This window comes from Streptomyces sp. KPB2, assembly GCF_003950055.1.
Taxonomy (GTDB): domain Bacteria; phylum Actinomycetota; class Actinomycetes; order Streptomycetales; family Streptomycetaceae; genus Streptomyces; species Streptomyces salinarius.
Map to the genome: position 1 here is coordinate 1,923,015 of NZ_CP034353.1, position 23,075 is coordinate 1,946,089.

Below are 23,075 nucleotides of genomic sequence, written 5' to 3' on the forward strand. Positions count from 1 at the left end.
ACACGGGGTCGAGTCGCTGCGGGTCATGCGCTGAGGCCGAGGGCCCAGTGCTCCTCGGTGATCTCTGCTTGGAGGGGCCGGCGGGAGGCCCAGCGGGACAGCTCGTCGAGCACGTGGTCGGTGAGCCGTCCGATCTCGGTGCCCAGCGAGCCCGCGATGTGCGGGGTGACCATCACGTTCGCCACCTGCCGCAACTGGGAGTCGACGGGAAGCGGCTCGGGGTCGGTGACGTCGAGGATCGCGAACAGCCGCCCGGAGCGGCACTCCGCGGCCAGGGCGTCGGCGTCGACGAGGCTGCCGCGGGCGGTGTTGACGACGGTCGCGAAGTCGGGGAGCCGGCGCAGTTGCTCCGCGCCGATGAGGTGGCGGGTCTCGGCGAGTTCCGGGGCGTGCAGCGAGAGCACGTGGACCTGCGGCAGCATCTCGTCGAGCGTCACCAGCCGGGCGCCGGCCCGGGCCACCTCCTCCGGATCCGCATAGGGGTCGGCGACCAGGCACTCCGTCCCGCTGATCACCTTGAGCATCTCGACCACACGCCGGCCGATGCGGGAGAACCCGACGAGGCCCACGGTGCGTTCGAAGTTGGACAGGTCGCCGTAGCCGCTCACCGAACCCCAGCCGCCGTAGGCCCGTTCCCGGTCGGCCGCGAGGAAGGGGGCCTTCTTGCCGGCGAAGATGATCGCGGCCAGCGTGTACTCGGCCACCGGCACGGCATTGGCGTCCGCGGCACTCGTCACCCGGATCCCGCGACGCCAGACGTCCGCTCCCACCAGCTCTCTCACACTGCCCGCGGCGTGCATGACCGCCCGCAGCCGGGGCGCCGCCTCGAGACGCGACGGGGTCAGCGCCGGCGCTCCCCACGAGGTGATGAGCACCTCGGCACGTGCAAGGTGAGCGCGGGCCTGCGGTGTGTCGAGTTCGTCCGTCCAGAAGGGGTCGTCCAACGCCACCACTTCGGACAGGCGTTGCAGCCGAGGGCGGTCGAAGTGCGCCTCGAGGCTCGACCTGCTCATCACGACCAGAGCAGGGGGCTTGGTCTGCATGGGGTACGGGCTCCCATTCATAGGGGGAAGTGCCACTTGGGTGGAGGCGGAGTGGCCGGAACGCGTGGGGTAAGGAATAAGGGGTGGGCGCACCGCACCACCAGAGCCCCAGCCATAAGCGAAAGAAATCGATCACGTTCGAACATTCGCTGCGGGGCGGCTACTCGGCGTTCACCTTCGGTACTTGGCCCGGACGGACCCAGCAATCAGCGGTCAGCAATCAGCGGTCAGCCATGACACCGAGCTCGCTCGTCTCAAGCGCGGGCTCGGGCTCGGGCTACAGCTGCTCCGGCTCGGGCGCGGTACCGCAGGATTCGCGGACCACCACGTTCGGCCACAGCTCCAGCCGGTGAACGGGCCAGTCCCCGCCGACCTCGGCCACCTTCGCCAGCACCAGTTCCGCCGCGAGTACGCCGAGGCGGTGCTTCTGCGGCCGCACCGCGGTCAACGGCGGGTCGGACGCCGCCCCGATCTCGTCGTCGTAGGTGACGATCGCCAGCTCGTCCGGGACGCCGATGCCCAGCTCCCGGCCCTGCTCGATCAGACCGATGGCTTCACGGTCCGAGTGCACGAGCAGCCCCCGCACGCCTAGGTCCCGACTGCGCTTCAGCACGTCTGTGTACGCTTCGGCCCAGCCCGCGGACCCGTACGAGGGCACCTCGATGTCGAGCCCTTCGTGGGAGTCGAGCCGCAGGGTGTCCACCGCGTCCTGCCACCCGGTGCGCAGCGCGTTGCTCGTAGGGCTTTGACGGGTGGTGATCAGCGCGACGCGGCGGTGCCCCAGTGTCACGAGATGCCGCACGGCCAGGCCGGCGCCCAGCGCGTGGGCGGTCATCACGGCGTCCAGGGCAAGCGTGGCCAGTTCCTGGGGCGGGCGGCGCTCGACGAGGACGACGGGCACGGTGAGGGAGCGCAGCCAGCGCAGCAGTTCCATGGCGCCGTCCCCCGTCGTGGTGGGGGCGATGAGAAGTGCCTGCACACCCCGCTCGAGGAGGGCGTTGACCTGTCGTCGGTCCTCGGCGGGGTCGTCCCAGCGTGAGGCGCGCATGACGAGTCTGCCCTGGGCGGCGGCCACGGCGGCGTGCGCGCCCTGGATGACGTGCGGCCAGTAGTACTCGACGGAAGGCACCACCATGCCCACCAGGGTCCGGGTGGCCATCGGCCCGTAGGCGCCGGACACCCCTTCCCGGGCCTGAGGAGTCTGCACCCTGTGCGGCAGGGCGACGCCGCCGTGCACGCGCTGCACCAGACCCCGGTCCGCCAGCAGCGTCACGTCGCGGCGTACCGTCACGGGGGTGACACCCAGCTGTTTCACGAGGTCCGCCAGCCGCACCATGCCGTGCTTGCGTACCGCGGCAAGGATGCGTTCCTGACGCTCGGCCGCCAACGGCATCGCCGGTCCCCCTCAAGCCGTGCTTGCCCCGGAAGCAGGGCAGTCGGCCTCACATTATCTTTTCTGATCGGATCGACACCGGCGGAGTGGTCCGTCGGCCTGTGCGGCTCAGGACCGGAACCGGCCCCGTCACCGGTCCCGTCTGCGTCGCGCTTCGCCCGCGGCGGGCCGGAGCAGCATCAGCAGCGCGGTCAGCGCCGCCGCGCCGGCCAGGCTCAGCAGGACCACCCGGTCGGACGCCGCCGCGCCGATGTCCGACAGCCGTTCCTCCAGGGCGAACTCGGTGTCGGTGCTGAGCACCGACGGCAGTGCGGAGGTGCCGTCGAAGGTCAGGAAGGCCACCCCGAGCGCGACGAAGAACAGGCCGCCGATCAGGGCGGTGCTGTGCAGGGTCAGCGGGCCCGCCCGGAAGGTCCGGCCCCGCAGCCGGCGTCTGCGGCCCAGGTCGAACCGGTCCCACAGCAGGGCGAGTACGAACATCGGAACCGCCATGCCGAGCGCGTAGACGGCGAGCAGCACGCCGCCGTGCAGGGGGTCGCCGTCGACGGCGGCCACGGTCAGGATGCCGCCCAGGATCGGCCCCGCGCAGAAGCCCGCCAGCCCGTAGACCGCGCCCAGGGCGAGGACCGACAGGGCCGAGCCCGAACGGCGCCCGCCCGCGGCCCGCGCCATCCGGCGGGAGCCGAAGCCCAATCCGAAGATCTGGGCCACGCCCAGGGCGATGACCGTCCATCCTCCCGTCGTCACCAGGGCGTCCCGGTGGCCGTAGAAGAGGCGGCTGGCGAACGAGCCGGCCACGCCGAGCGGGACGAGGGTGGTGCACAGGCCGACGTAGAACAGGCCGGTGCGCGTCACCAGTCGGGTGCGGCTGGTGAAGGAGTAGGCGAAGAAGGCCGGCAGCAGCAGCGCGCTGCACGGACTGAGCAGGGCCAGGAGCCCGCCGAGGAAGGCCACCGCCAGGCCGACGTCGCTCATCGTCCTGCCGCCTCGGCCGTGTCCGCCGCGGTCTCGACGGCTTCCTCGAAGGTGGCCGTGGGCTGGGCGCCCAGGATCGGCTTGCCGTTGACCAGGAACGCCGGGGTGCTGGTCACGCCGAGGTTGTAGCCCTCCTCCTGGTCGGCGCGCACGGCGCTGCGGGCTTGGTCGGAGGTCATGTCGGCCTGGAAGCGCTCGATGTCGGCGACGCCCGCCTCGCGGGCCATGGCGATGAGGTTCTCGGCGTCGAACGCGCCGGAGTTGCGCTCGCGCGGCTTGCCGTAGGCGACGTCGTGGAACTCCCAGAACTTCTTCTGCCGCCCGGCCGCCCAGCCGGCCAGCGCGGCCTGCTCGGACTCCTCGCCGAAGATGGGGAAGTTGCGCCACTCGATGCGCAGGATCCCCTCGTCGACGTACGAGCGCAGCAGTTCGGGCTTGGTCGTGCGGGCGAACCGGCCGCAGAACGGGCACTGGAAGTCGGAGTACTCGATCAGGACGACGGGGGCGTCCGCGCGTCCGACGGCCAGCGGGTCGGACGCGTCGCGGCGGGCGAGGGCGAGCAGGCTCTCGTCGGCGGGCGCGGGGGCGGCGGAGCCGGTGACGACCGCGGGCTCGCCGGCCTTCTCCTCGCGGTCCGAGCCGTCGAGCGTGAGGGCGAAGGCCGCGGTCACCGCGGCGGCGGTGAGAACCGCGGCGGCCGTGACGGTCCGCCCGCGGTTGCGGCGGGACGGGGACGGGGTGGATCCGGTCATGGGGCACCTCAGACGTCGAGGGAGGGAAAGGGGAAGGGTGTGGGACCGGGCCCGGGTCAGGCGGAAGCCGTGACCGGGCACTCGGTCTGGGAGGACAGGCGACGCAGCGCGGCCTCCGCCAGCAGACCTGCCGACAGGACGGCCAGCAGCGGCTGCAGCGGAGCCCAGTAGCTCAGGGCGCCGGAGGCTCCGAGGAGGAGAAGGACGAGTTTGTTGCAGACCGGGCAGCCGACGGCGAAGAAGGACAGCACCCCGCCGATCGCCCCGAGCCGGCCGCCGTCGGCGGCTCGCGGCTCCGGGGTGGACGAGGGCTCCCGCACGGCGGGCACGCGCACGTAGGTGCTCAGGACGATGCCGGCCAGTACGGCCGTGACGGCGAGGGTGGGGTAGTTCCACCACTGCACGGGGACCGAGCGGCCGAACAGCGGGTTGGGCACCACGTCGGTGGGCGCGCCGACCAGGATCGCCGTGGCCAGGGCGCCTGCGCCCGCCACGGTCCACTGTCGGGACCGCCAACCGCGCAGCGCCTCACCCGCCCGCCGCCAGGAGCGCCGGGAAGAGGACATGCCGAAGAACTCCGTTTCCGAGGATTCAGGGACGCGGCCTACGGGCCGGTCTAGATCCGCAGAACGGAGTGGAGGGTCGCCGGGGGCGGATCGGGGCCGCCTGCCGACGCCCCGAAGTGCTGTGACACGAGAGGCGCGGGATCGGTGTCCGGGGACGCGAGTCCGGCGCGGCCTCCCGAAGTGGACGGCGGCGGCGGATTCTCCGCCCGCTGCACGCCGTGGTCGCCGACGGCCTTCTTGCCGCACGGGGCCGCCGCATCGTCCGAAGGTTCGGCGACGGTGTCGACGGCGGCGACGGCGACCGTGTCGATGGCGGTGACGGTGTCGACGGCACGGGCGGCCCCGGCCGCGGCTGCCGCATCGACTGTGTTCGCGACGGCGTGCGGCCGCTCCGCGGTGGGCGGGAGCGCGTCCCGTCCGCCACGTTCCGCGTGCCCGAAGACGCACAGCAGCGCCACCACGCCCACGAGCAGCGCCAGCACACCACGGAACCGGGCGTGCGCCCGCCCCTGTGCCGCTCGCTTCATCGCCGCTCCCGCGCCGTCACGCCGTCCGTGGTCACGGCCAGCCTAGGTCACCCTCGCCGGGGGGCGGCCACCCAGGGGCCGGTACCCGCCGGCGGCGGCTTTCCGAGGAACCTTGACGCTTTTCGTACAGGGCCACGATAGAACCGGTGTGAATTCGGGATTGGGTAAGTATCGCAGAAATCGTTCACTCGACTGCCGCGCATCCGACGGAGTAGGCAGACGTTACTTCGGATATGACCGAGGAACACGGGGAATTGACGGCGCTTGGCCCGTACACCTACAGGCCCGGCAGAGCTCACTGTCCGTCACCGAGCGACGGAACTCTGACCAGAGGCGGGCACCCCGTCCCTCTCCGTGTGACCGAGCCGGTCCTGCAACGCTTCCTGGACGTCATGACCGAGTTGGAGAGCGGCCTCGCCGAGCGGTGGGGCCGTGCGCAGGGCTCCCTGACGTGCACCCGGGCGGAGTGATCCGCACCTCGTGTACGAAGAACCCACTCACCCCCACATGCCGTACGGCGAAGGCCCGTTCCACGTCACGGGCAGGGGCCGGCACCGCGCGCCCGAGCAGGCCTTCCAGGAGACGCTGGTCCCGCCCGAACCCGGCTGGGACCCCGCCGAGGAGCTCGCCTTCCTGCTCCAGGACGCGATGGAGCAGCAGACCGGCGTCCCCTCCCCCTCCGCCACGGACGCATCGGCGCTCGCACCCGCCCCGGGCACACCGCTGAGCAATCTCCAGGAGATCACGGCGGAGTTGCCCCCGTTGAGGGAGTCCCCGACGAGTCACCGCAGGGTCCGCAGAGGGAGAAGGGTGAGCCGGCTGCGCGCCGCGAGCCTGTTCGTCGCCGCGCTGGCCGCGGTCATCGCGGCCTCCGTGAGCCTGTTCGGCGGCATGGTGGCCTACGAACCGTTGCGTCTGGCCGCCGTGACCCGCACCCGGGGCAGTGTCGTGTCGTGGTGGCCCCTGCTGGTCTACGGCCCCTGGCTGGTGGCGTCGCTGGCGGTGCTGCGGGCCGCGCTGCACCAGCGCCGCGCGGTGCACTCCTGGGCCGTCGTCCTGCTGTTCTCGGCCATCGCGATGTTCCTGTGCATCGTCGAGGCGCCCAGGACCGTCAGCGACGGTGCGGCGGCCGCCCTGCCCGGCCTGGCCTCGCTGGTCTGCTTCCAGCAGGTCATCCGGCAGATCACGCTCACCCGTCCGCCGCGGCGGGCGGTGCCGCGCCACCGACAGCGCGCCGCGGTCACACCGGGTGACGATCCGTCGGGCAAGGCGGTCTCCGACGGGGTGTCCCTTCCGCAGCAACGGCAGAATCAGGTGCGCTCCCCGCGGCCGGGCACACGCCCCGGGAAAAGAATCTGACCCGGAGCGCGACAAGGCGGTCGGAACAGGATTCCATTCCCTCCACCGGACGCGGAGGGCGCGGAGAATGCGAAGGAAAAGGAAATCCGACTGTCGTCGTGGGACGTTCCTTCGACAGGTTCGGACACCGGCCGCCGCGAGAGGTCAGGAGGCCGTCAGGGTCACGTCCCGCGCCTGCCGGGCGTGGAAGCTCGGGAGCGGCACGATGCCCATGGGGCGCAACTCCATGAGGGTGGCTTCGACGTGGGCCGCGCCGGGTTCGAGGACGACCGTGTCGGGCGTGCCGGTGTTGACCCAGCGGTGCTCCAGTCCGTCGCAGACCGCGCGGGTGCCGCCGATGCCGTACCGGACGGACTGGTCGCCCTGGCTCACGTTGGAGCTGACGAAGACCGGGCCGGTGCCGCCGGTGCAGCGGTAGGTGCCGGAGAGGGTGACGCTGCCGTCGGCGGCGATGCGGCCGATCGGGTCGACGGTCACCGACTCCGCGACGAGGCGGGCGTCGTCGGGGGCGGCCGGGGCGGCGGGCGCGGGGGCGGGGGCGGCGAGCAGGAGCAGGGCGGCGCCGGCGGCCGTGGCGAGGGCGGCGGATCGTACGCGCATGGGGAACCTCCGGGTGGGTCGGAATGATGGGTTCCACTGGTACCGGGCGGAGGGTCGGGCGGGAGTGACCGTCACCCCTTCGGTGGCGAGTCCGCGTCACTCCTCGGTGACGGGTCCGCGTCGGCCGTCGTGGAACCGTCGCCGGCTTGTCCGGGTGTTGTCACGCTTGCCACCGGGGTCTTGGCGGCGACTCGCCGGTGGGCGCACGGTCGGTGCACGCGACGGTCCCGACGAAGGGACGGTCTCCCGACACGGAGGTGCGCCATGTGTACCCACCGGCCTTCCTGCCCCGCAACCGACGCCCGCGCGCACGTCGTCGCCGCCCACCCGGAGCAGGGGTGGAACCTGCTGTGCGACGGCACGCTCGTCTTCGACGACACCGGCGAACTGCGGCCCGACGGCTTGGTCGTCGCCCCGCACCGGCTGCCGGGCGGACCGCTCGCGATGGCCGCCTGACCGCTTCCGCGGGTCAGCGCTTCCCGGCGACGAACTCCCGCAGCAGGGTGGCGAGCAGCTCGGGCTGGTCCTCGGGGATCAGCGTCCGGGTGTCCTCGACCTCCACCAGCCTTCCCCGCGGGAGGAGTTCGGCCAGGCGTCGGCCGTGGGCGCGGGGCATCATCAGGTCCTCGGTCGCCCAGACGACGAGTGCGGGCCGGTCGAACCTCCGCAACCCCTGGGCGGCTTCCAGGAGTTCGTCGCGGCGCACGTGTGTGCCGTAGTGGCGGAAGTCGCGGCGGATCGCCGGGTCGGTGCGCAGCGGGTGCAGCCAGCCGTCGACGACCGCGTCCGGCACCGGCCGCTTGGTGAGGGCGCCGATGCCGACGGGCAGGCGGCGCAGCGGTTTGAGGCCCAGGGTGCGGACCAGCGCGGACACGCCGCCGGGCGTCCGGCAGGCGACTCCGATCAGCTTTCCCGGCAGGCCCGGCGGGTAGTTGTCGAACGCCTCGCACGCGACGAGGGCCAGCCGTGCGAGGCGCTGCGGGTGCCGGGCGGCCACCGTCTGGGTGCGTCCGCAGTCGTTCTCGACGAGGGTGACGTCGGTGAGGTCGAGGCGGTCGAGGAACTCGGCGATCAGGTCGTTGACCAGGTCGGGGGTGGGCGGTCGGCGCATGGGGCGGCGGTGGGCGCCGTAGGGCAGGGTCGGCGCGATCACCCGGTGGTCGGTGCGCAGGTCGGCGATGACCTTGCGCCAGACGGTCCGGTCGTGGACGAGGCCGTGGAGGAGGACGACGACCGGGCCGTCGCCGCCGGTGTCCTCGTACTCGATGGTTCCCGCGCTCAGTTCGATGTCCGGCATGCCGGAATGGTAGGGGCGGCGGGTGCGCTACGGCAGTACGGCGAACCCGTCGAGTTCCACCAACGCCCTTTCGTCCCAGAGTCGTACGACCTCCACGACCGCCATCGCCGGGTAGTCGCGGCCGGCCAGCTCCCGCCAGGTGCGGCCGAGGTCGGCGGCGTGGGTGCGGTAGGCGGCGACGTCGGTGGCGTAGACGGTGACGCGGGCGAGGTCGGCGGGGGTGCCGCCGGCGGCGCGCAGGGCGGCGAGGAGATTGGTGAGGGCCTGCTCGAACTGGGCGGAGAGGGTGTCGCCGGTGACCTTGCCGTCGGTGTCGAGGGCGGTCTGGCCGGCCAGGAAGACGACGCGGGTGCCGGTGGCGACGACGGCGTGTGAGAAGCCGGTGGGCGGGGAGAGTTCGGGCGGGTTCACCCGTTCGGCGGTCATGCTCCGGCCTCCTCGGTGGTGGTGTCCTGAGCCCGCTGCGTCCGGTACGTCCGGTACAGCTCCTTTGCGACGATGCCGCGCTGCACCTCGCTCGCGCCCTCGTAGACGCGGGGTGCGCGCACCTCGCGGTAGAGGTGTTCGAGGAGGTGGCCGCGGCGCAGGGCGCGGGCGCCGTGCAGCTGGACTGCCTTGTCGACGACGTACTGGGCAGTCTCGGTGGCGAGGAGCTTCGCCATCGCCGCGCGCCGGGGGACGTCCGGCGCGCCCGCGTCGTACGCCGTCGCCGCCGCGTACACCATCAGGCGGGCGGCCTCGGTGCGCAGGGCCATCTCGGCGACCTGGTGGGAGACGGTCTGCAGGTCGCGCAGCTTGCCGCCGAAGGCGTCGCGGGCGGTGGTGTGCGCGAGGGCGGCGTCCAGGGCGGCCTGGGCCATGCCGACGGCGAAGGCGCCGACGCTGGGGCGGAACAGGTTGAGGGTGTCCATGGCGACCCGGAAGCCGCGGTCCGGTTCGCCCAGGACGTCGTCCGCGGTGACGGGCACGGCGTCGAAGGCGAGGGCGCCGATGGGGTGCGGCGAGAGCATGTCGATCGGGGTGCCGGTGAGGCCGGGGCGGTCGGCGGGCACGAGGAAGGCGGTGACGCCGCGGGCGCCGGCGCCGGGGGTGGTGCGGGCGAACACGGTGTAGAAGTCGGCCTCGGGGGCGTTGGAGATCCAGCACTTCTCGCCGGTGAGCCGCCAGCCGGGGCTTCCCGCGCCGCTCCCGGCGTCCGGTTCCGCCCGCAGTGACAGGGCCGCCGCGTCCGAGCCCGCGTCGGGCTCGCTGAGGGCGAAGGCGGCCACCGCGGTGCCGTCGCTGACGCGGGGGAGCCAGCGGGCGCGCTGGGCCTCGGTGCCGTGGGCGTGCACCGGGTGGGCGCCGAGGCCCTGGAGGGCGAGGGCGGTCTCGGCCTCGGTGCAGGCGTGGGCGAGGGACTCGCGCATCAGGCACAGGTCGAGCGCGCCCGAGGTGAACAGGCGGGGCAGCAGGCCGAGGGCGCCGAGCTCGGCGACCAGGGCGCGGTTGACGCGGCCCGGCTCGCCCTTCTCCGCGAGCGGGCGCAGCCGTTCGGCGGCGAGGGCGCGCAGCTCGTCGCACCAGGTGAGTTGTGCCGGTTCGAGCGAGAATGCGGTCATCGGCCGTCCCTTCCCCTGCTCCCCTGCCCTGCCTGCGCCCGGCTTCCGGCCCACCGGACGGGCCGCCGGACGTGCCGTCGGTCCACGGCCGAGGTTATCGCGCCCCGTTGACTGTCGTCACCAACACGATACGCTCGTTGCGCGAGCCCACCACGACAAAGGGGGCGAACCGCCATGGCCGATCCGCGCCACGCGGACCCGCACCGCTCCGCCCACGTCGACACCTTCGCGCGGGACCACCTGCCGCCCCCCGAGCAGTGGCCGGAGCTTCTCTTCGAGCTGCCCGAGCTGCGCTACCCGGCCCGGCTGAACTGCGCGGCCGAGCTGCTCACCGGCCCGCCCGGCGACCGCCCGGCCTTCCGCACCGCGTCCGGGGACACCTGGACCTACGGCGGGCTGCGGGAGCGCGTCGACCGGATCGCGCACGTGCTGACCGGCGACCTCGGTGTCGTCCCGGGCAACCGGGTGCTGCTGCGCGGCCCCACCACCCCCTGGCTGGCCGCCTGCTGGCTGGCGGTGCTGAAGGCGGGCGCGGTGGCGGTGACCGTACTGGCCCAGCAGCGCCCGCACGAGCTGCGCGCGATCTGCGACATCGCCCGGGTGCGGCACGCGCTGTGCGACGTCCGGGCGGTCGACGACCTCGCCAAGGCGGAGATCGCCGGCCTGCGCATCACGGCCTTCGGCGGGGACGCGCCGGACGACCTGCGGTCCCGTACGGCGTCCGGCGCGGTGCCCGGCACGCCGTACGAGGCCGTCGACACCGCCGCCGACGACGTGGCGCTCATCGCGTTCACCTCCGGCACCACGGGGCGCCCCAAGGGCTGCATGCACTTCCACCGCGATGTGCTGGCGATCGCGGACACCTTCTCCGCGCAGGTGCTGAAGCCGCGCCCGGACGACGTCTTCGCGGGCAGCCCGCCGCTCGGCTTCACCTTCGGGCTCGGCGGTCTCGTGGTCTTCCCGCTGCGGGCCGGGGCGAGTGCCCTGCTGCTCGAACAGGCGGGGCCCAAGCAGTTGTTGCCGGCGATCGCCGAGCACCGGGTGTCGGTGCTGTTCACCGCGCCGACGGCGTACCGGACGCTGCTGGACGAGCTGGACGCGTACGACGTGAGCAGCCTCAGGCGCTGCGTCTCGGCGGGCGAGAACCTGCCCGAGGCCACCTGGCGGGCCTGGCACGAGCGCACCGGCCTGCGCATCATCAACGGCATCGGCGCCACCGAACTGCTGCACATCTTCGTGTCCGCGGCGGACGACGCCATCAGGCCCGGCACGACGGGCGTTCCGGTGCCGGGGTGGCACGCGCGCGTGCAGGACGAGCGGGGCGGGCCGGTGCCCGACGGGGAGCCGGGGCTGCTGGCGGTGCGCGGCCCGGTCGGGTGCCGCTACCTCGCCGATCCGCGCCAGCGCGAGTACGTGCGCGACGGCTGGAACGTCACCGGGGACACCTACGTCCGCGAACCCGACGGGTACTTCCGGTACGTGGCCCGCGCCGACGACATGATCATCTCCGCCGGCTACAACATCGCCGGGCCGGAGGTGGAGGACGCGCTGCTGCGCCATCCGGACGTGGTGGAGGCGGCGGTGGTGGGCCGGCCCGACCCACGCCGGGGGCAGGTCGTCGTGGCGCACGCGGTGCTGCGGGAGGGGGCCGTGCGGGACGCGGACGCGTTGCGCGACTTCCTGCGGTCGGAGCTGGTGCCGTACAAGTGTCCGCGGGAGATCGTCTTCCTGGACGCGCTGCCGCGCACGGCGACCGGGAAGCTCCAGCGCTACCGCCTCCTGGACGCTCCCGGCCCCGGTCCCGCCGCCGCTCCCGGTGCTCGTCCGGATCCCCTGGGCGGCCGGGCCTGACGCCGACGACATAAGATGATCAACGTGTCCGACCAGCACGTGCAGCACGCCCCGAGGTCCCTCATCGTCACGCTCTACGGCGCCTACGGCCGTTGTGCGCCGGGGCCGGTGCCCGTCGCCGAGCTGATCCGGCTGCTGGCGGCGGTCGGGGTGGACGCGCCCTCCGTACGCTCGTCCGTGTCCCGGCTGAAGCGGCGCGGGCTGCTGCTGCCCGCCCGTACGACCGAGGGCGCGGCCGGTTACGAGCTCTCCGCCGAGGCCCGGGAACTGCTGGACGACGGAGACCGGCGCGTCTACGCCACCGCACCCCGCGAGGACGAGGGCTGGGTGCTCGCCGTGTTCTCCGTGCCCGAGTCGGAGCGGCAGAAGCGGCACGTCCTGCGCTCGCGCCTGGCCGGGCTCGGCTTCGGCACCGCCGCCCCCGGCGTGTGGATCGCCCCGGCCCGGCTGTACGAGGAGACCCGGCACGCCCTGGGCCGCCTGGGCCTGGACTCCTACGTGGACTTCTTCCGCGGTGAGCACCTGGGCTTCACCCCGACCGCCGAGGCGGTGGCCCGCTGGTGGGACCTGGCCGCGATCGCCAAGGAGCACGAGGCGTTCCTCGACCGGCACGCGCGCGTACTGCGCGACTGGGAGCGCCGCGCGGACACCCCGCCCGAGGAGGCCTACCGCGACTATCTCCTGGCCCTGGACTCGTGGCGGCACCTGCCCTACACGGATCCGGGGCTGCCCGCCCGGCTGCTGCCCGGGGACTGGCCGGGCACGCGCTCGGCGGCCGTCTTCCGGGCGCTGCACGAGCGGCTGCGCGACGCGGGCGCCCGCTATGCGGACATGGGGCCCGCCACGGGACCAACTCCGCCTTCCGGACAGTGATTCACGTCACATTTCAACGGGATCAGCGAACCCTCAGCCCTCTCAGATCCTCTTCTCAGGTTTCCCACCTACCGTGCGGAGACATGAGTCTCGCGCGCAACTTGAACCGGGCCCTCACCGTCACCACCGGCCTCCAGGTACGGAGAGCACCCCAGACGGCGAAGGGGAAGCAGAGCAAGAAGTCCGCCGCTGCCAAGCCCGCGGCGCGGCAGCCCGCCGCCTACCGATGTCCGCCGGCCGGGGAACTGCCGACCGAGCGCCTGCTGCGCCGGCCCGTCTTCATCATCTCGTCCATCCGTTCCGGTTCCACCCTGCTGCGCATGATGATGGGCGCCCATCCGCGGCTGCACGCCCCGCACGAGCTGCACATCGGCCGGCTGGAGGTCGCCTGCACCAACTGGCACTCCGAGCGAGCGATGAGCGAACTCGGCCTGCGGCGCGGCGACCTGGAACACCTGCTGTGGGACCGGGTCCTGCACCGCGAACTCACCAGGTCCGGCAAGGACCACGTGGTCGAGAAGACCCCGGCCAACGCGTACATGTACCGGCGCCTCAAGGACTGCTGGCCCGACGCGCGCTTCGTCTTCCTGCTGCGCCACCCCGAGTCGATCGCCCGTTCCTGGCACGAGAGCGACCCGGTGAAGCGACCGCACGACACGGCCGTCACGGACGTGCTGCGCTACATGACGGCCGTCGAGGAGGCCCGCACGGCCGACGCCGACGGCTTCACCGTGCGCTACGAGGACATCACCGACGACCCCGAGCGCGAGATGCGCCGCCTGTGCGCGTACCTCGACGTCGACTACGCGCCGGCCATGCTGAACTACGGCAGGAAGAGCAGCGCCGAACTGGTCCGGGGCCTGGGCGACTGGCGCGAGAACATCCGCACCGGCACCGTGCAGCCCGGCCGCGCGCTGCCCCGGGAGGACGAGGTCCCGGAGCGGCTGCGCCCGATGTGCGCGGCCTGGGGCTACACGTCCTGACGCGGGCCGTGCAACGTCAGCCTCGGCTTGGGGGCATCGGTGCGTCCGGTGCGCGGCGGCCGGCTGCCCGCCCGGTACGGCGCCGGCCAGACGGCGCCCGGCCCGTCGTAGCCCTGCTCGGCGGCGGCGTGCAGCGTCCAGTGCGGGTCGTAGAGGTGGGGGCGGGCCAGCGCGCACAGGTCGGTGCGTCCGGCCAGGATCAGCGAGTTGACGTCGTCCCAGGAGGAGATCGCGCCGACGGCGATCACCGGCACGCCCGCCTCGTGCCGGATGCGGTCGGCGTACGGCGTCTGGTACGACCGCCCGAACTCGGGCCGTTCACCGGACACGACCTGGCCCGTGGACACGTCGATGGCGTCGGCCCCGTGCGCGGCGAAGGCCCGGGCGATCTCCACCGCCTCCTCGGCGCTCGTGCCGCCCTCGGCCCAATCGGTGGCGGAGATCCGCACCGTCATGGGCCGTTCCCCGGGCCACACCTCGCGTACGGCGTCGAAGACCTCCAGCGGGAAACGCAGCCGCTTCTCCAGTGAGCCGCCGTAGGCGTCGGTGCGGTGGTTGGTGAGCGGGGAGAGGAAGCCGGAGAGCAGATAGCCGTGGGCGCAGTGCAGTTCGAGCAGGTCGAAACCGGCCTGGCCGGCCCGTTCGGCAGCGGCCCTGAACTGCTGGCGCACGTCGGCGAGTTGGGCCCGCGACAGCTCGCGCGGGACCTGGCTGCCCGGCCGGTACGGCAGCGGGGAGGGGGCCACGAGGGGCCAGTTGCCGTCGGGCAGCGGTTCGTCCATGCCCTCCCACATCAGCCGGGTCGAGCCCTTGCGCCCGCTGTGGCCGAGCTGCACGCCGATCGCGGTGCCGGGTGCGCCGGCGTGCACGAAGTCGGTGATCCGCCGCCACGCCTCGCCCTGGCGGCCGGTGTAGAGGCCCGCGCAGCCGGGGGTGATGCGGCCCTCAGGGCTGACGCACACCATTTCGGTCATCACGAGGGCGGCACCGCCGAGGGCCCTGGCCCCCAAGTGGACCAGGTGGAAGTCGCCGGGGACGCCGTCGGTGGCCGAGTACATGTCCATCGCGGAGACGACGACACGGTTGCGCAGGGTCAGGCCGCGCAGCCGGAACGGGGTGAACATCGGCGGCGTGCCGGGCGGGCAGCCGAACTCGCGCTCGACGGCGTCGGTGAAGCCGGCGTCGCGCAGCCGCAGGTTCTCGTGGGTGACCCGGCGGCTGCGGGTGAGCAGGTTGAAGGCGAACTGGCGCGGTGGCTGGCCGAGGTACCGGGCCAGGTCCTCGAACCACTCCAGGCTGGCCTTGGCCGCCCGCTGCGTGGACGCGACGACGGGGCGCCGCTCCTCCTCGTAGGCGGCGAGCGCCTGCGGGAGGGTGGGCTGCTCCTCCAGACAGGCGGCGAGCGCGAGGGCGTCCTCCACGGCGAGTTTGGTGCCGGAGCCGATGGAGAAGTGGGCGGTGTGGGCGGCGTCGCCGAGCAGGACGACGTTGCCGTGCGACCAGCGTTCGTTGACGACCGTGCGGAAGGTGGTCCACGCGGACTTGTTGGACCGCAGGGGGCGGCCGCCGAGGGCCTCGGTGAAGATCTTGGCGCAGCGGGCGGTGGACTCCGCTTCGTCGAGTTCGTCGAAGCCGGCCGCCCGCCAGACCTCCTCGCGCATCTCGACGATGACGGTGGAGGCGTCGGGTGAGTAGGGGTAGCCGTGGAGCTGCATCACGCCGTGCTCGGTCTCGGCGATCTCGAAGCGGAAGGCGTCGAAGGCGAAGTCGGCGGCGAGCCAGATGTAGCGGCAGCGGTGGGGCGTGAGCCGCGGCCGGAAGACGTCGCGGTACGCCTCGCGGGTGGCGCTGTGCACGCCGTCGGCGGCGACGACGAGGTCGTGGGTCCGGGCGAGCCGGTCGGGGGGCGGGGCCTCGGTGCGAAAGCGCAGGTCCACGCCGAGGTCGCGGCAGCGGTCGTGCAGGATTTCGAGGAGGCGGCGGCGGCCGAGGGCGGCGAAGCGGTGTCCTCCGGAGGTGTGGCGGGTGTTCCGGTGGACGATGTCGATGTCGTCCCAGCGGACGAAGTGGGCCTTGAGGGCCTCGTGGACGACGGGGTCGGCGTGTTCGATGCCGCCGAGGGTCTCGTCGGAGAGGACCACGCCGAAGCCGAAGGTGTCGTCGGGGGCGTTGCGCTCGTAGACGGTGATCTCGCGGTCGGGGGCGAGGCGTTTGAGGAGGGCGGCGGTGTAGAGGCCGCCGGGGCCGCCACCGATGATCGCGGCGCGTAGGGGGTGGCTTGTCTTCGCGGGCGGCTGCGGGTTCGTTGTGGCTGGTCGCGCCCCGCGGCGGAGCCGCTGATCGACACAGCCCCGCGCCCCTAGGTCGGCTGTGCTTCCCCGCGTTGACAACATCTGCCCTACCTCCCTTGCCATTTCGGGGGGCGTTTTTCTGTGAAGGCGGCGTGGAACTCTGCGTAGTCCTCGCCGGTCATCAGCAGGGCCTGGGTCGAGGCGTCCAGTTCGATCGCTGCCGCCAGGGGCATGTCCAGCTCTGCCGTGAGGAGGGCCTTGGTCTGGGCGTGGGCCAGGGCCGGGCCGTCGGCCAGGCGGCGGGCCAGGGCGTGGGCGGCCTCGTCGGCGCGGCCCTCCTCGGTCAGTTCGCTGATCAGGCCGATGCGCTCGGCCTCGGGCGCGCGGACCGCGTCGCCGAGCATCAGCAGGCGGGTGGCGTGACCGAGGCCGACCACGCGGGGCAGCAGGTACGCGGCGCCCATGTCGCCGCCGGAGAGGCCGACGCGGGTGAAGAGGAAGGCGAAGCGGGCGGAGGGGTCGGCGACGCGGAAGTCGGCGGCCAGGGCGAGGACGGCGCCCGCGCCCGCGGCGACGCCGTGCAGGGCGGCGATCACCGGGAACGGGCACTCCCGTACCGCCCGCACCACCTGGCCCGTCATCCGGTTGAAGTCGAGGAGCGTCGCGGTGTCCATGGACAGGGTGGCGCCGATGATCTCGTCCACGTCGCCGCCGGAGCAGAAGCCGCGCCCCTCGCCGGCCAGCACCAGGGCGCGCACGGATCGCCGGCGGGACAGCTCGGCGAGCAGGTCGCGCAGGTCGGCGTAGGCCTCGAAGGTGAGCGCGTTGAGCTTGTCGGGGCGGGCGAGGGTGACGGTGGCGACGCCGTCGGTGATCTCGACACGCAGGTGCCGCCAGTCGGGGGTGGGGGCGGCCGAGCCGGTGAAGGGACTCATGACACTCGAAGTTATCACTCATCCGTGACTGTCGTCACGAGTGCGCGATACGACGTGAAGGGCGTCGGAGGGGTCCGTGTCGAGGGGCGAAGGTCCCGAGGGGTGCCCGTCGAACGGCTCTGCCGGGTGGCGCCGTACCATTCATAAGGTTGAAAGCAGGACAGGACGCCCCTGCTCCACGAAACGGACCCGCCGTGCACGATCACTCCCCCGCACCCGCCTCCTGGCGCATCGCGCTGCCGCACTCCGCCGCGGCCGTGCCGGTGGCGCGTGCGCTGGTGCGCAACGCCCTGGCCGAGCTGGAGCACACGGCCGACGGGGACACCGCGGAGCTGCTCACGGCGGAGCTGGTCGCCAACGCCGTCGAGCACACCTCGGTGGGCCGGACCCCGATCGAGCTGGTGGTGGAGCTGAGGCCGACCGCCTGCCAGGTCGAGGTGCACGACCCGGACCCGGCGCCGCCCGCCGACCTCACCCGGCCGGACGTGGAGCCGCCCGACCCGTGGCGGGAGGGCGGGCGCGGTCTGCTGCTGATCCGCGCCCTCAGCTCGTCCTGCGGCCACCGGCCCACCGGGGCGGGCAAGGCGGTCTGGTTCAGGCTTCCTGCGGTACCCGCTCAGCGTCGTCCGCGCTGACGGCGGCCCGGGCCAGGCGGGAGTGGCGGCGGCCGTAGGCGCTGTAGACCAGTAGACCCACCGCGAGGAACACCGCGAACTGCAGCCAGGTGGCGCCGCCCGTCTCGTACATCAGGTACAGGCAGAAGCCGACCCCGAGCAGCGGCGTCACCGGGTACAGCGGGACCCGGAAGGTACGGGCGAGACCCGGCTCGCGGCGGCGCAGGGTGATCACCGAGACGTTGACGGCGGCCATCGTGGCGAGGGTGCCGATGGTGCACAGGTTGACCACCGCGTCGAGCGGGGCGAAGGCGGCCGGCAGGGCGAAGACCACGCCGACGATCAGGGTGCCGGCGACGGGCGTCGACGTGCGCGGGGAGACCTTCTCGAAGACCCGGGGGATCAGTCCGTCCCGGGACATCGACATCAGGATGCGGGTCTGGCCGTACATCACGGCGAGCACCACCGAGGCGATGGCGACGACCGCGCCGAAGGCGACCACGCCGCCGCCGATCGCGGAGCCGGTGACCTCGTCGACGACGTAGGAGAGCGCGGCGGGCCGGTCGCCGACCTGGTCGCCGCCGACGGCGCCGATCGCGGCGACGGCGACCGCGCAGTACAGCAGCGTGACCAGGCCGATGCAGACCAGGATCGCGACGGGGATGTCCCGGCGGGGGTTCTTGGCCTCCTCGCCGGCCGTGGTGATCGCGTCGAAGCCGATGTACGAGAAGAAGGCGGCCGTGGTGCCGGCGCCGATGCCGCCGAGGCCGGCCGGGGAGAACGGGGTGAGGTTGCCGTCCTTGAAGGCGTAGAAGCCGATGGCGCAGAAGGCGACGAGGACGGCCAGCTTGAGGACGGCCATGGCGGCCGTGGCGCGGGCGCTCTCCCGCACCCCGCGCACCAGCAGCACGCAGGCCAGGGCGATGACGATCACCGCCGGCAGGTTGACGGCGCCGCCGTCGCCGGGGCCCGCGGACAGGGCGTGCGGGAGCTGGACGCCGAGGACGCTGTCGAGCAGTTCGTTGACGTACTGGCTCCAGCCGACCGCGACCGCCGAGACCGACACGCCGTACTCCAGGAGCAGGCACCAGCCGACGAGGAAGGCGGTGCGCTCGCCGAGTCCGGCGTAGGCGAAGGAGTACGAGGAGCCGGAGACCGGGATCGCGCCGCCCAGCTCGGCGAAGGAGAACGCGGTGAACACGCAGGTGATCGCGGCCAGGACGAAGGAGACGACGACGGCCGGGCCGGCCTCGGCCACGGAGTCGGACAGGCCGACGAAGATGCCGGTGCCGACGATCGCGCCGACGCCGAAGCAGACGAGCTGGAACAGGCCCATCGTGCGCTTGAGGCCGTGGCCTTCGCGGTCGGCGCCGGATTCGGCGACCAGCAGGTGGGGGGACTTGACGCGGGAAGCGGGCATTGCGGGTGGTGCTCGTTTCTGGTGGTGCGGGGGGCGCGACGGTGGTCGCGGCCGGCGGCACCGGAAGGGGTGGCTCCGGAACCGCCGGTCAGCATAGGTCCTGGTCGGGCGGGCTGTGAAGAAGACGTCAGGCGAGGGTGGCCACGAGGACGGCCTTGATGGTGTGCAGCCGGTTCTCCGCCTCGTCGAAGACGACGGAGTGCTCGGACTCGAAGACCTCGTCGGTGACCTCCAGGGAGTCGAGCCCGTGGGCCGCGAAGATCTCCTGGCCGACCTTGGTGCCCAGGTCGTGGAAGGCGGGCAGGCAGTGCAGGAATTTGACGTCCGGGTTGCCGGTGGCGCGCAGGACGTCCATGGTCACGGCGTAGGGCGCGAGGGCCTTGATCCGCTCGGCCCAGACCTCCTTGGGCTCGCCCATGGAGACCCAGACGTCGGTGACGACGAAGTCGGCGCCGCGCACCCCGTCGGCCACGGTCTCGGTGAGGGTGATGCGCGCCCCGCTGGTCTCGGCGAGCGCGTTCGCCCGGTCGACGACCTCCTGGGCGGGCCAGTAGGACTTCGGGGCGACGATGCGCACGTCCATGCCGAGCAGGGCGCCGGTGACCAGGTAGGAGTTGCCCATGTTGAAGCGGGCGTCGCCGAGGTAGGCGAAGGTGATCTCCCGCAGGGGGCGGTCGCTGTGCTCGGTCATGGTGAGGACGTCGGCGAGCATCTGGGTGGGGTGCCAGTCGTCGGTCAGGCCGTTGTAGACGGGGACGCCGGCGAAGGCCGCCAGCTCCTCGACCTTGGCCTGGCTGTCGCCGCGGTACTCGATGCCGTCGAACATCCGCCCCAGCACGCGCGCGGTGTCCTTCACGGACTCCTTGTGGCCGATCTGCGAGCCGGCCGGGTCCAGGTACGTGGTCGAGGCACCCTGGTCGGCGGCGGCGACCTCGAACGCGCAGCGGGTGCGGGTCGAGGTCTTCTCGAAGATCAGCGCGATGTTCTTGCCGGTGAGGTACCGCGTCTCGGTCCCGGCCCGCTTGGCGGCCTTCAGCTCCGCGGCCAGCTCGACCAGGCCGCGGAACTCCTCCTCGGTGACATCGAGCTCCTTGAGGAAGTGGCGGCCGGCGAGGGCGGTCGGGACTGTCGCCATGGGGGCACTCCAGAGGTGCGGGGTCGGGGACTGACTTCTGGAAGTCTATACGAAGTTCTGAATTTATATACAGAAGCCCCCTTCCCGCCCCTCTAGACGGCCGCCCGCTCCACCGGGCAGCTCATGCAGCGCGGCCCGCCCCGGCCCCGGCCCAGTTCGCTGCCCGGGATCTCGATCACCTCGATGCCCTGTTTGCGCAGGTGGGTGTTTGTGGTGGCGTTGCGTTCGTAGGCGACGACGACGCCCGGTTCGACGGCCAGGACGTTGCAGCCGTCGTCCCACTGCTCGCGCTCGGCGGCGTGGACGTCCTGGGTGGCGGTGAGGACCCGGATCTCGCCGAGCCCGAGGGCGGCGGCCATCGCGCGGTGCATGTGCTCCGGCGGGTGGTCGGTGACCTTCAGGTCCTTCTCCCCGGCGCCCGGCTCGATGGTGTACGAGCGGAGCATGCCGAGCCCGGCGTACTGGGTGAAGGTGTCGCCGTCGACCATCGTCATCACCGTGTCCAGGTGCATGAAGGCACGCCGCTTCGGCATGTCGAGGGCCACGATGGTCCGGGCCGACCCGGCGGCGAACAGCTTGTGGGCGAGCATCTCGACGGCCTGGGGCGTGGTGCGCTCGCTCATGCCGATGAGCACGGCGCCGTTGCCGATGACCAGGACGTCGCCGCCCTCGATGGTGGAGGGGTAGTCGGCCTGCCCCTCGGACCAGAGGTGGAAGGTCTCGTCGCGGAAGAGCGGGTGGTGCCGGTAGATCGCCTCGAAGTGCACCGTCTCGCGCTGCCGGGCGGGCCAGCGCATGGCGTTGATCGACACGCCGTCGTAGATCCAGGCCGAGGTGTCCCGGGTGAAGAGGTGGTTGGGCAGCGGGCCGAGCAGGAAGTCGTCCAGTTCCATGGCGTGGAAGCGCACGGAGGTCGGCTCCGGGTGCGCCTCCAGGAACTCCCGCTTGGTCATGCCGCCGACCAGCCACTCGGCCAGTTCGTGGGCGGGCAGGGTCTCGAAGGCGGCCCGGAGGTGGTCCGTGGCCAGCACTCCGTACTCCTTCTCGTCGAAGACCCGGTCCAGGACGAGCCGCCGCGCGGCCGGCACGTCCAGGGTCTCGGCGAGCAGGTCGCCGAAGAGGTGCACCGCCACCCCGCGGTCGCGGAGCACGTCGGCGAACCCGTCGTGCTCGGCGCGCGCCCGGCGCACCCACAGCACGTCGTCGAAGAGAAGGGCGTCCTTGTTGCTGGGGGTGAGCCTTTTGAGCTCGAGATCCGGCCGGTGCAGGATGACGCGGGTGAGCCGCCCGGCTTCGGAGTCGACTTGGAATCCCATGTCTCCATCCTGACCACTCGGACGCGAGTTCACCCCCCGCTTTCACGGGCCCGTGACCACAGTGCGCCCTCCGGGTGCCCCCGTGCGACGCCGGGGTGCCCCCGCCGGTGCCGCGTAAGGCCTGGCGACGGCCGGAGCGCCCGGCCGCGCGTCAGGGGGGAGACCCGTTGAACTCCGGTATCGCTTCCAGTCCGGATGCGTTGAGTGCCGACGCGTTGAGTCCGGACGTGTTGATCACCCATTTCGTGGGTGCGTCGGCGCTGATCCTGGTGGCCGCCCACAGCGGCGGGTGGCTGGCCCGGCGGCTCGGACAGCCGTACATCGTGGGTCAGTTGGCGACGGGCATCGCGCTCGGCCCCTCGCTGCTCGGCAGCACGGCCCCGACGGTCTACGAGGCCCTGTTCCCGGCGGCGATCGGCCCGGCGCTGACCGGTCTCGCGCAGGTCTCGCTGGTGGTGTTCCTGTTCGCGGTGGGCTACGAACTGGACCTGAAGGTGCTCGGCGTCCGGGCGCGCAGCTCGGTGACCGTGGCACTGGCCTCCTTCGCGGTGCCGATGGCCGTCGGCAGCGGCTGCGCGCTGCTGTTCCGGGGCACGCTGCACGACCTGGGCATGCCCCGGGACCTCTCACCCGCCATGGTGGTCTTCGCCGGGGTCGCCCTGGCCACCACGGCGGTACCGGTGCTGACGGCCATCGTGCGCGAGAACGGGCTGTCCCGCACGGTCCCCGGGGTGCTGGCCGTCTCCGCCGCCGGGGTGCTGGACGCGCTCTGCTGGACCGTGCTGGCGGGCGCCCTGCTGAACGCGGGCGGCGGCGCCGGAGGAGGACTCGACTGGCCGTGGCGGGTGGGGCTCACCGTCGGCTACGTCGTCCTGATGGCGTGCGCGGCCCGGCCGCTGCTGCGCCTGCTGTTGTGGCGGACCCGCCTGGAGCCCTCGCTGCGGATGGCGTTGCTCATCGGTTTCGCGCTCGGCTCGGCGTGGGTCACGCACGCGCTGGGTCTGCACGTGATCTTCGGCGCGCTGCTCGCCGGTGTGGTCGTCCCGCGGGAGAGGGGCGGCACGCTCGACCCCGATCTGCTGCGGCCGCTGCTGTCCGTGGCCTCGCTGCTGCTGCCGTTCTTCTTCGTGCTCTCGGGCCAGTCCGTGGCCCTGAACAACATGACCGGCACGGGCTGGGCCGCCCTGTCGGTGGTGACGCTGCTCGCGGTCACCACGAAGGTCGGCAGCGGGACGGTGGCGGCCGGCCTGGGCGGACTCGACCGGCACGACGCGCGGACGGTCGGCATCCTGCTCAACACCCGGGGGCTGACCGAGCTGATCGCCCTCAACGCGGGCCTGGACGCGGGCCTGCTGAGCGCCCCGCTCTACACGGTCCTCGTCTTCATGGCCCTCGCCACGACGCTCCTGACCCAGCCGCTCCTGCGGCTGAACGCCCGGATCGCCACGCGCGAACGCCGGCCGGAGTCGGCCCGGTCCACGGCGGTGAAGCCGTACGCCGGGTGACACCGGCCGGCGCCCGCCCCACCGCCGGGGCCGGTTCAC

The 23,075-nt window shown here is 72.7% G+C and carries 22 protein-coding genes; 7 read left to right on the plus strand and 15 right to left on the minus strand.

The features are described from left to right. Positions 1–23: 23 nt before the first annotated feature. The 6 genes from D1J63_RS08265 to D1J63_RS08290 form a co-directional block, all read right to left on the minus strand. On the minus strand, positions 24–1,043 hold the full coding sequence (locus D1J63_RS08265; RefSeq protein WP_125628392.1) for a hydroxyacid dehydrogenase: 1,020 nt from the start codon (positions 1,041–1,043) through the stop codon (positions 24–26). Between the two features lie 277 nt (positions 1,044–1,320). Beyond that, positions 1,321–2,436: a substrate-binding domain-containing protein gene (locus tag D1J63_RS08270; protein ID WP_125628393.1), complete on the minus strand. Its 1,116-nt coding sequence runs from the start codon at positions 2,434–2,436 to the stop codon at positions 1,321–1,323. 129 nt (positions 2,437–2,565) lie between these two features. Continuing rightward, complete coding sequence (locus D1J63_RS08275; protein ID WP_125628394.1) at positions 2,566–3,411, minus strand: cytochrome c biogenesis CcdA family protein; 846 nt, start codon at positions 3,409–3,411, stop codon at positions 2,566–2,568. Further along, positions 3,408–4,163, minus strand: a complete 756-nt coding sequence (locus D1J63_RS08280) for a thioredoxin domain-containing protein (protein ID WP_125628395.1) — start codon at positions 4,161–4,163, stop codon at positions 3,408–3,410. The genes D1J63_RS08275 and D1J63_RS08280 overlap by 4 nt, the downstream gene beginning before the upstream one ends. A gap of 56 nt (positions 4,164–4,219) precedes the next feature. Beyond that, positions 4,220–4,729 (minus strand): hypothetical protein, encoded by a 510-nt coding sequence (locus D1J63_RS08285; protein ID WP_125628396.1) that lies wholly within the window; start codon positions 4,727–4,729, stop codon positions 4,220–4,222. A gap of 50 nt (positions 4,730–4,779) precedes the next feature. Continuing rightward, on the minus strand, positions 4,780–5,256 hold the full coding sequence (locus D1J63_RS08290; protein WP_125628397.1) for a hypothetical protein: 477 nt from the start codon (positions 5,254–5,256) through the stop codon (positions 4,780–4,782). Between the two features lie 507 nt (positions 5,257–5,763). On the opposite strand from D1J63_RS08290, the gene D1J63_RS08300 reads away from it, so the two are divergent. Next, positions 5,764–6,615 carry a DUF2637 domain-containing protein gene (locus tag D1J63_RS08300; protein WP_125628398.1) on the plus strand — a complete coding sequence of 284 codons (852 nt, stop codon included), beginning with the start codon at positions 5,764–5,766 and terminating at the stop codon, positions 6,613–6,615. A gap of 144 nt (positions 6,616–6,759) precedes the next feature. Here D1J63_RS08300 and D1J63_RS08305 read toward each other — a convergent pair whose 3' ends face one another. Next, positions 6,760–7,215, minus strand: coding sequence for a DUF6299 family protein (locus D1J63_RS08305; protein WP_125628399.1), 456 nt, complete (start codon positions 7,213–7,215; stop codon positions 6,760–6,762). A 264-nt stretch (positions 7,216–7,479) separates the two neighbouring features. Between D1J63_RS08305 and D1J63_RS08310 the strand changes: the two genes are divergently transcribed. Continuing rightward, positions 7,480–7,671 carry a DUF5999 family protein gene (locus D1J63_RS08310; RefSeq protein ID WP_102930997.1) on the plus strand — a complete coding sequence of 64 codons (192 nt, stop codon included), beginning with the start codon at positions 7,480–7,482 and terminating at the stop codon, positions 7,669–7,671. 13 nt (positions 7,672–7,684) lie between these two features. On the opposite strand, the gene D1J63_RS08315 is transcribed toward D1J63_RS08310, so the two are convergent. From D1J63_RS08315 to D1J63_RS08325, 3 genes are read right to left on the minus strand one after another with little or no spacing between them, the layout of a single operon-like run. Next, positions 7,685–8,512 carry an alpha/beta hydrolase gene (locus tag D1J63_RS08315; protein ID WP_125628400.1) on the minus strand — a complete coding sequence of 276 codons (828 nt, stop codon included), beginning with the start codon at positions 8,510–8,512 and terminating at the stop codon, positions 7,685–7,687. 27 nt (positions 8,513–8,539) lie between these two features. Continuing rightward, positions 8,540–8,938, minus strand: coding sequence for a RidA family protein (locus D1J63_RS08320; RefSeq protein ID WP_125628401.1), 399 nt, complete (start codon positions 8,936–8,938; stop codon positions 8,540–8,542). Next, positions 8,935–10,113, minus strand: coding sequence for an acyl-CoA dehydrogenase family protein (locus D1J63_RS08325; RefSeq protein WP_125628402.1), 1,179 nt, complete (start codon positions 10,111–10,113; stop codon positions 8,935–8,937). Before D1J63_RS08325 ends, D1J63_RS08320 begins: the two co-directional genes overlap by 4 nt. Before the next feature lie 174 nt (positions 10,114–10,287). Here D1J63_RS08325 and D1J63_RS08330 point away from each other — a divergent pair, with 174 nt between their 5' ends. From D1J63_RS08330 to D1J63_RS08340, 3 genes are all read left to right on the plus strand, one after another. Then, positions 10,288–11,964 (plus strand): AMP-binding protein, encoded by a 1,677-nt coding sequence (locus D1J63_RS08330; RefSeq protein WP_125628403.1) that lies wholly within the window; start codon positions 10,288–10,290, stop codon positions 11,962–11,964. 15 nt (positions 11,965–11,979) lie between these two features. Continuing rightward, a complete protein-coding gene (locus D1J63_RS08335; protein ID WP_125628404.1) occupies positions 11,980–12,837 on the plus strand; it encodes a PaaX family transcriptional regulator C-terminal domain-containing protein in 858 nt (285 codons plus the stop codon). Positions 12,838–12,920: 83 nt separating this feature from the next. Next, positions 12,921–13,820, plus strand: a complete 900-nt coding sequence (locus tag D1J63_RS08340; RefSeq protein WP_125628405.1) for a sulfotransferase — start codon at positions 12,921–12,923, stop codon at positions 13,818–13,820. On the opposite strand, the gene D1J63_RS08345 is transcribed toward D1J63_RS08340, so the two are convergent. Further along, a complete protein-coding gene (locus tag D1J63_RS08345) occupies positions 13,808–16,213 on the minus strand; it encodes a bifunctional salicylyl-CoA 5-hydroxylase/oxidoreductase (protein WP_125628406.1) in 2,406 nt (801 codons plus the stop codon). The genes D1J63_RS08340 and D1J63_RS08345 overlap by 13 nt on opposite strands. Positions 16,214–16,218: 5 nt before the next feature. Continuing rightward, positions 16,219–17,046 carry an enoyl-CoA hydratase family protein gene (locus D1J63_RS08350; RefSeq protein ID WP_102931005.1) on the minus strand — a complete coding sequence of 276 codons (828 nt, stop codon included), beginning with the start codon at positions 17,044–17,046 and terminating at the stop codon, positions 16,219–16,221. A 194-nt stretch (positions 17,047–17,240) separates the two neighbouring features. Between D1J63_RS08350 and D1J63_RS08355 the strand changes: the two genes are divergently transcribed. Then, the gene (locus D1J63_RS08355; protein WP_164712765.1) at positions 17,241–17,681 is read left to right on the plus strand and encodes an ATP-binding protein; all 441 of its coding nucleotides are present in this window, start codon (positions 17,241–17,243) and stop codon (positions 17,679–17,681) included. Here D1J63_RS08355 and D1J63_RS08360 read toward each other — a convergent pair. The 3 genes from D1J63_RS08360 to D1J63_RS08370 all read right to left on the minus strand — a co-directional run bounded on the left by D1J63_RS08360 (position 17,641) and on the right by D1J63_RS08370 (position 21,531). Next, positions 17,641–19,080 carry an amino acid permease gene (locus D1J63_RS08360; RefSeq protein WP_125628408.1) on the minus strand — a complete coding sequence of 480 codons (1,440 nt, stop codon included), beginning with the start codon at positions 19,078–19,080 and terminating at the stop codon, positions 17,641–17,643. The genes D1J63_RS08355 and D1J63_RS08360 overlap by 41 nt on opposite strands. A 127-nt stretch (positions 19,081–19,207) precedes the next feature. Beyond that, positions 19,208–20,215 carry an ornithine carbamoyltransferase gene (gene argF, locus D1J63_RS08365; RefSeq protein ID WP_125628409.1) on the minus strand — a complete coding sequence of 336 codons (1,008 nt, stop codon included), beginning with the start codon at positions 20,213–20,215 and terminating at the stop codon, positions 19,208–19,210. Positions 20,216–20,307: 92 nt separating this feature from the next. Next, positions 20,308–21,531 (minus strand): arginine deiminase, encoded by a 1,224-nt coding sequence (locus tag D1J63_RS08370; protein ID WP_164712766.1) that lies wholly within the window; start codon positions 21,529–21,531, stop codon positions 20,308–20,310. 215 nt (positions 21,532–21,746) lie between these two features. On the opposite strand from D1J63_RS08370, the gene D1J63_RS08375 reads away from it, so the two are divergent. Further along, positions 21,747–23,036, plus strand: coding sequence for a cation:proton antiporter (locus D1J63_RS08375; RefSeq protein WP_125628411.1), 1,290 nt, complete (start codon positions 21,747–21,749; stop codon positions 23,034–23,036). Positions 23,037–23,075: the final 39 nt, after the last annotated feature.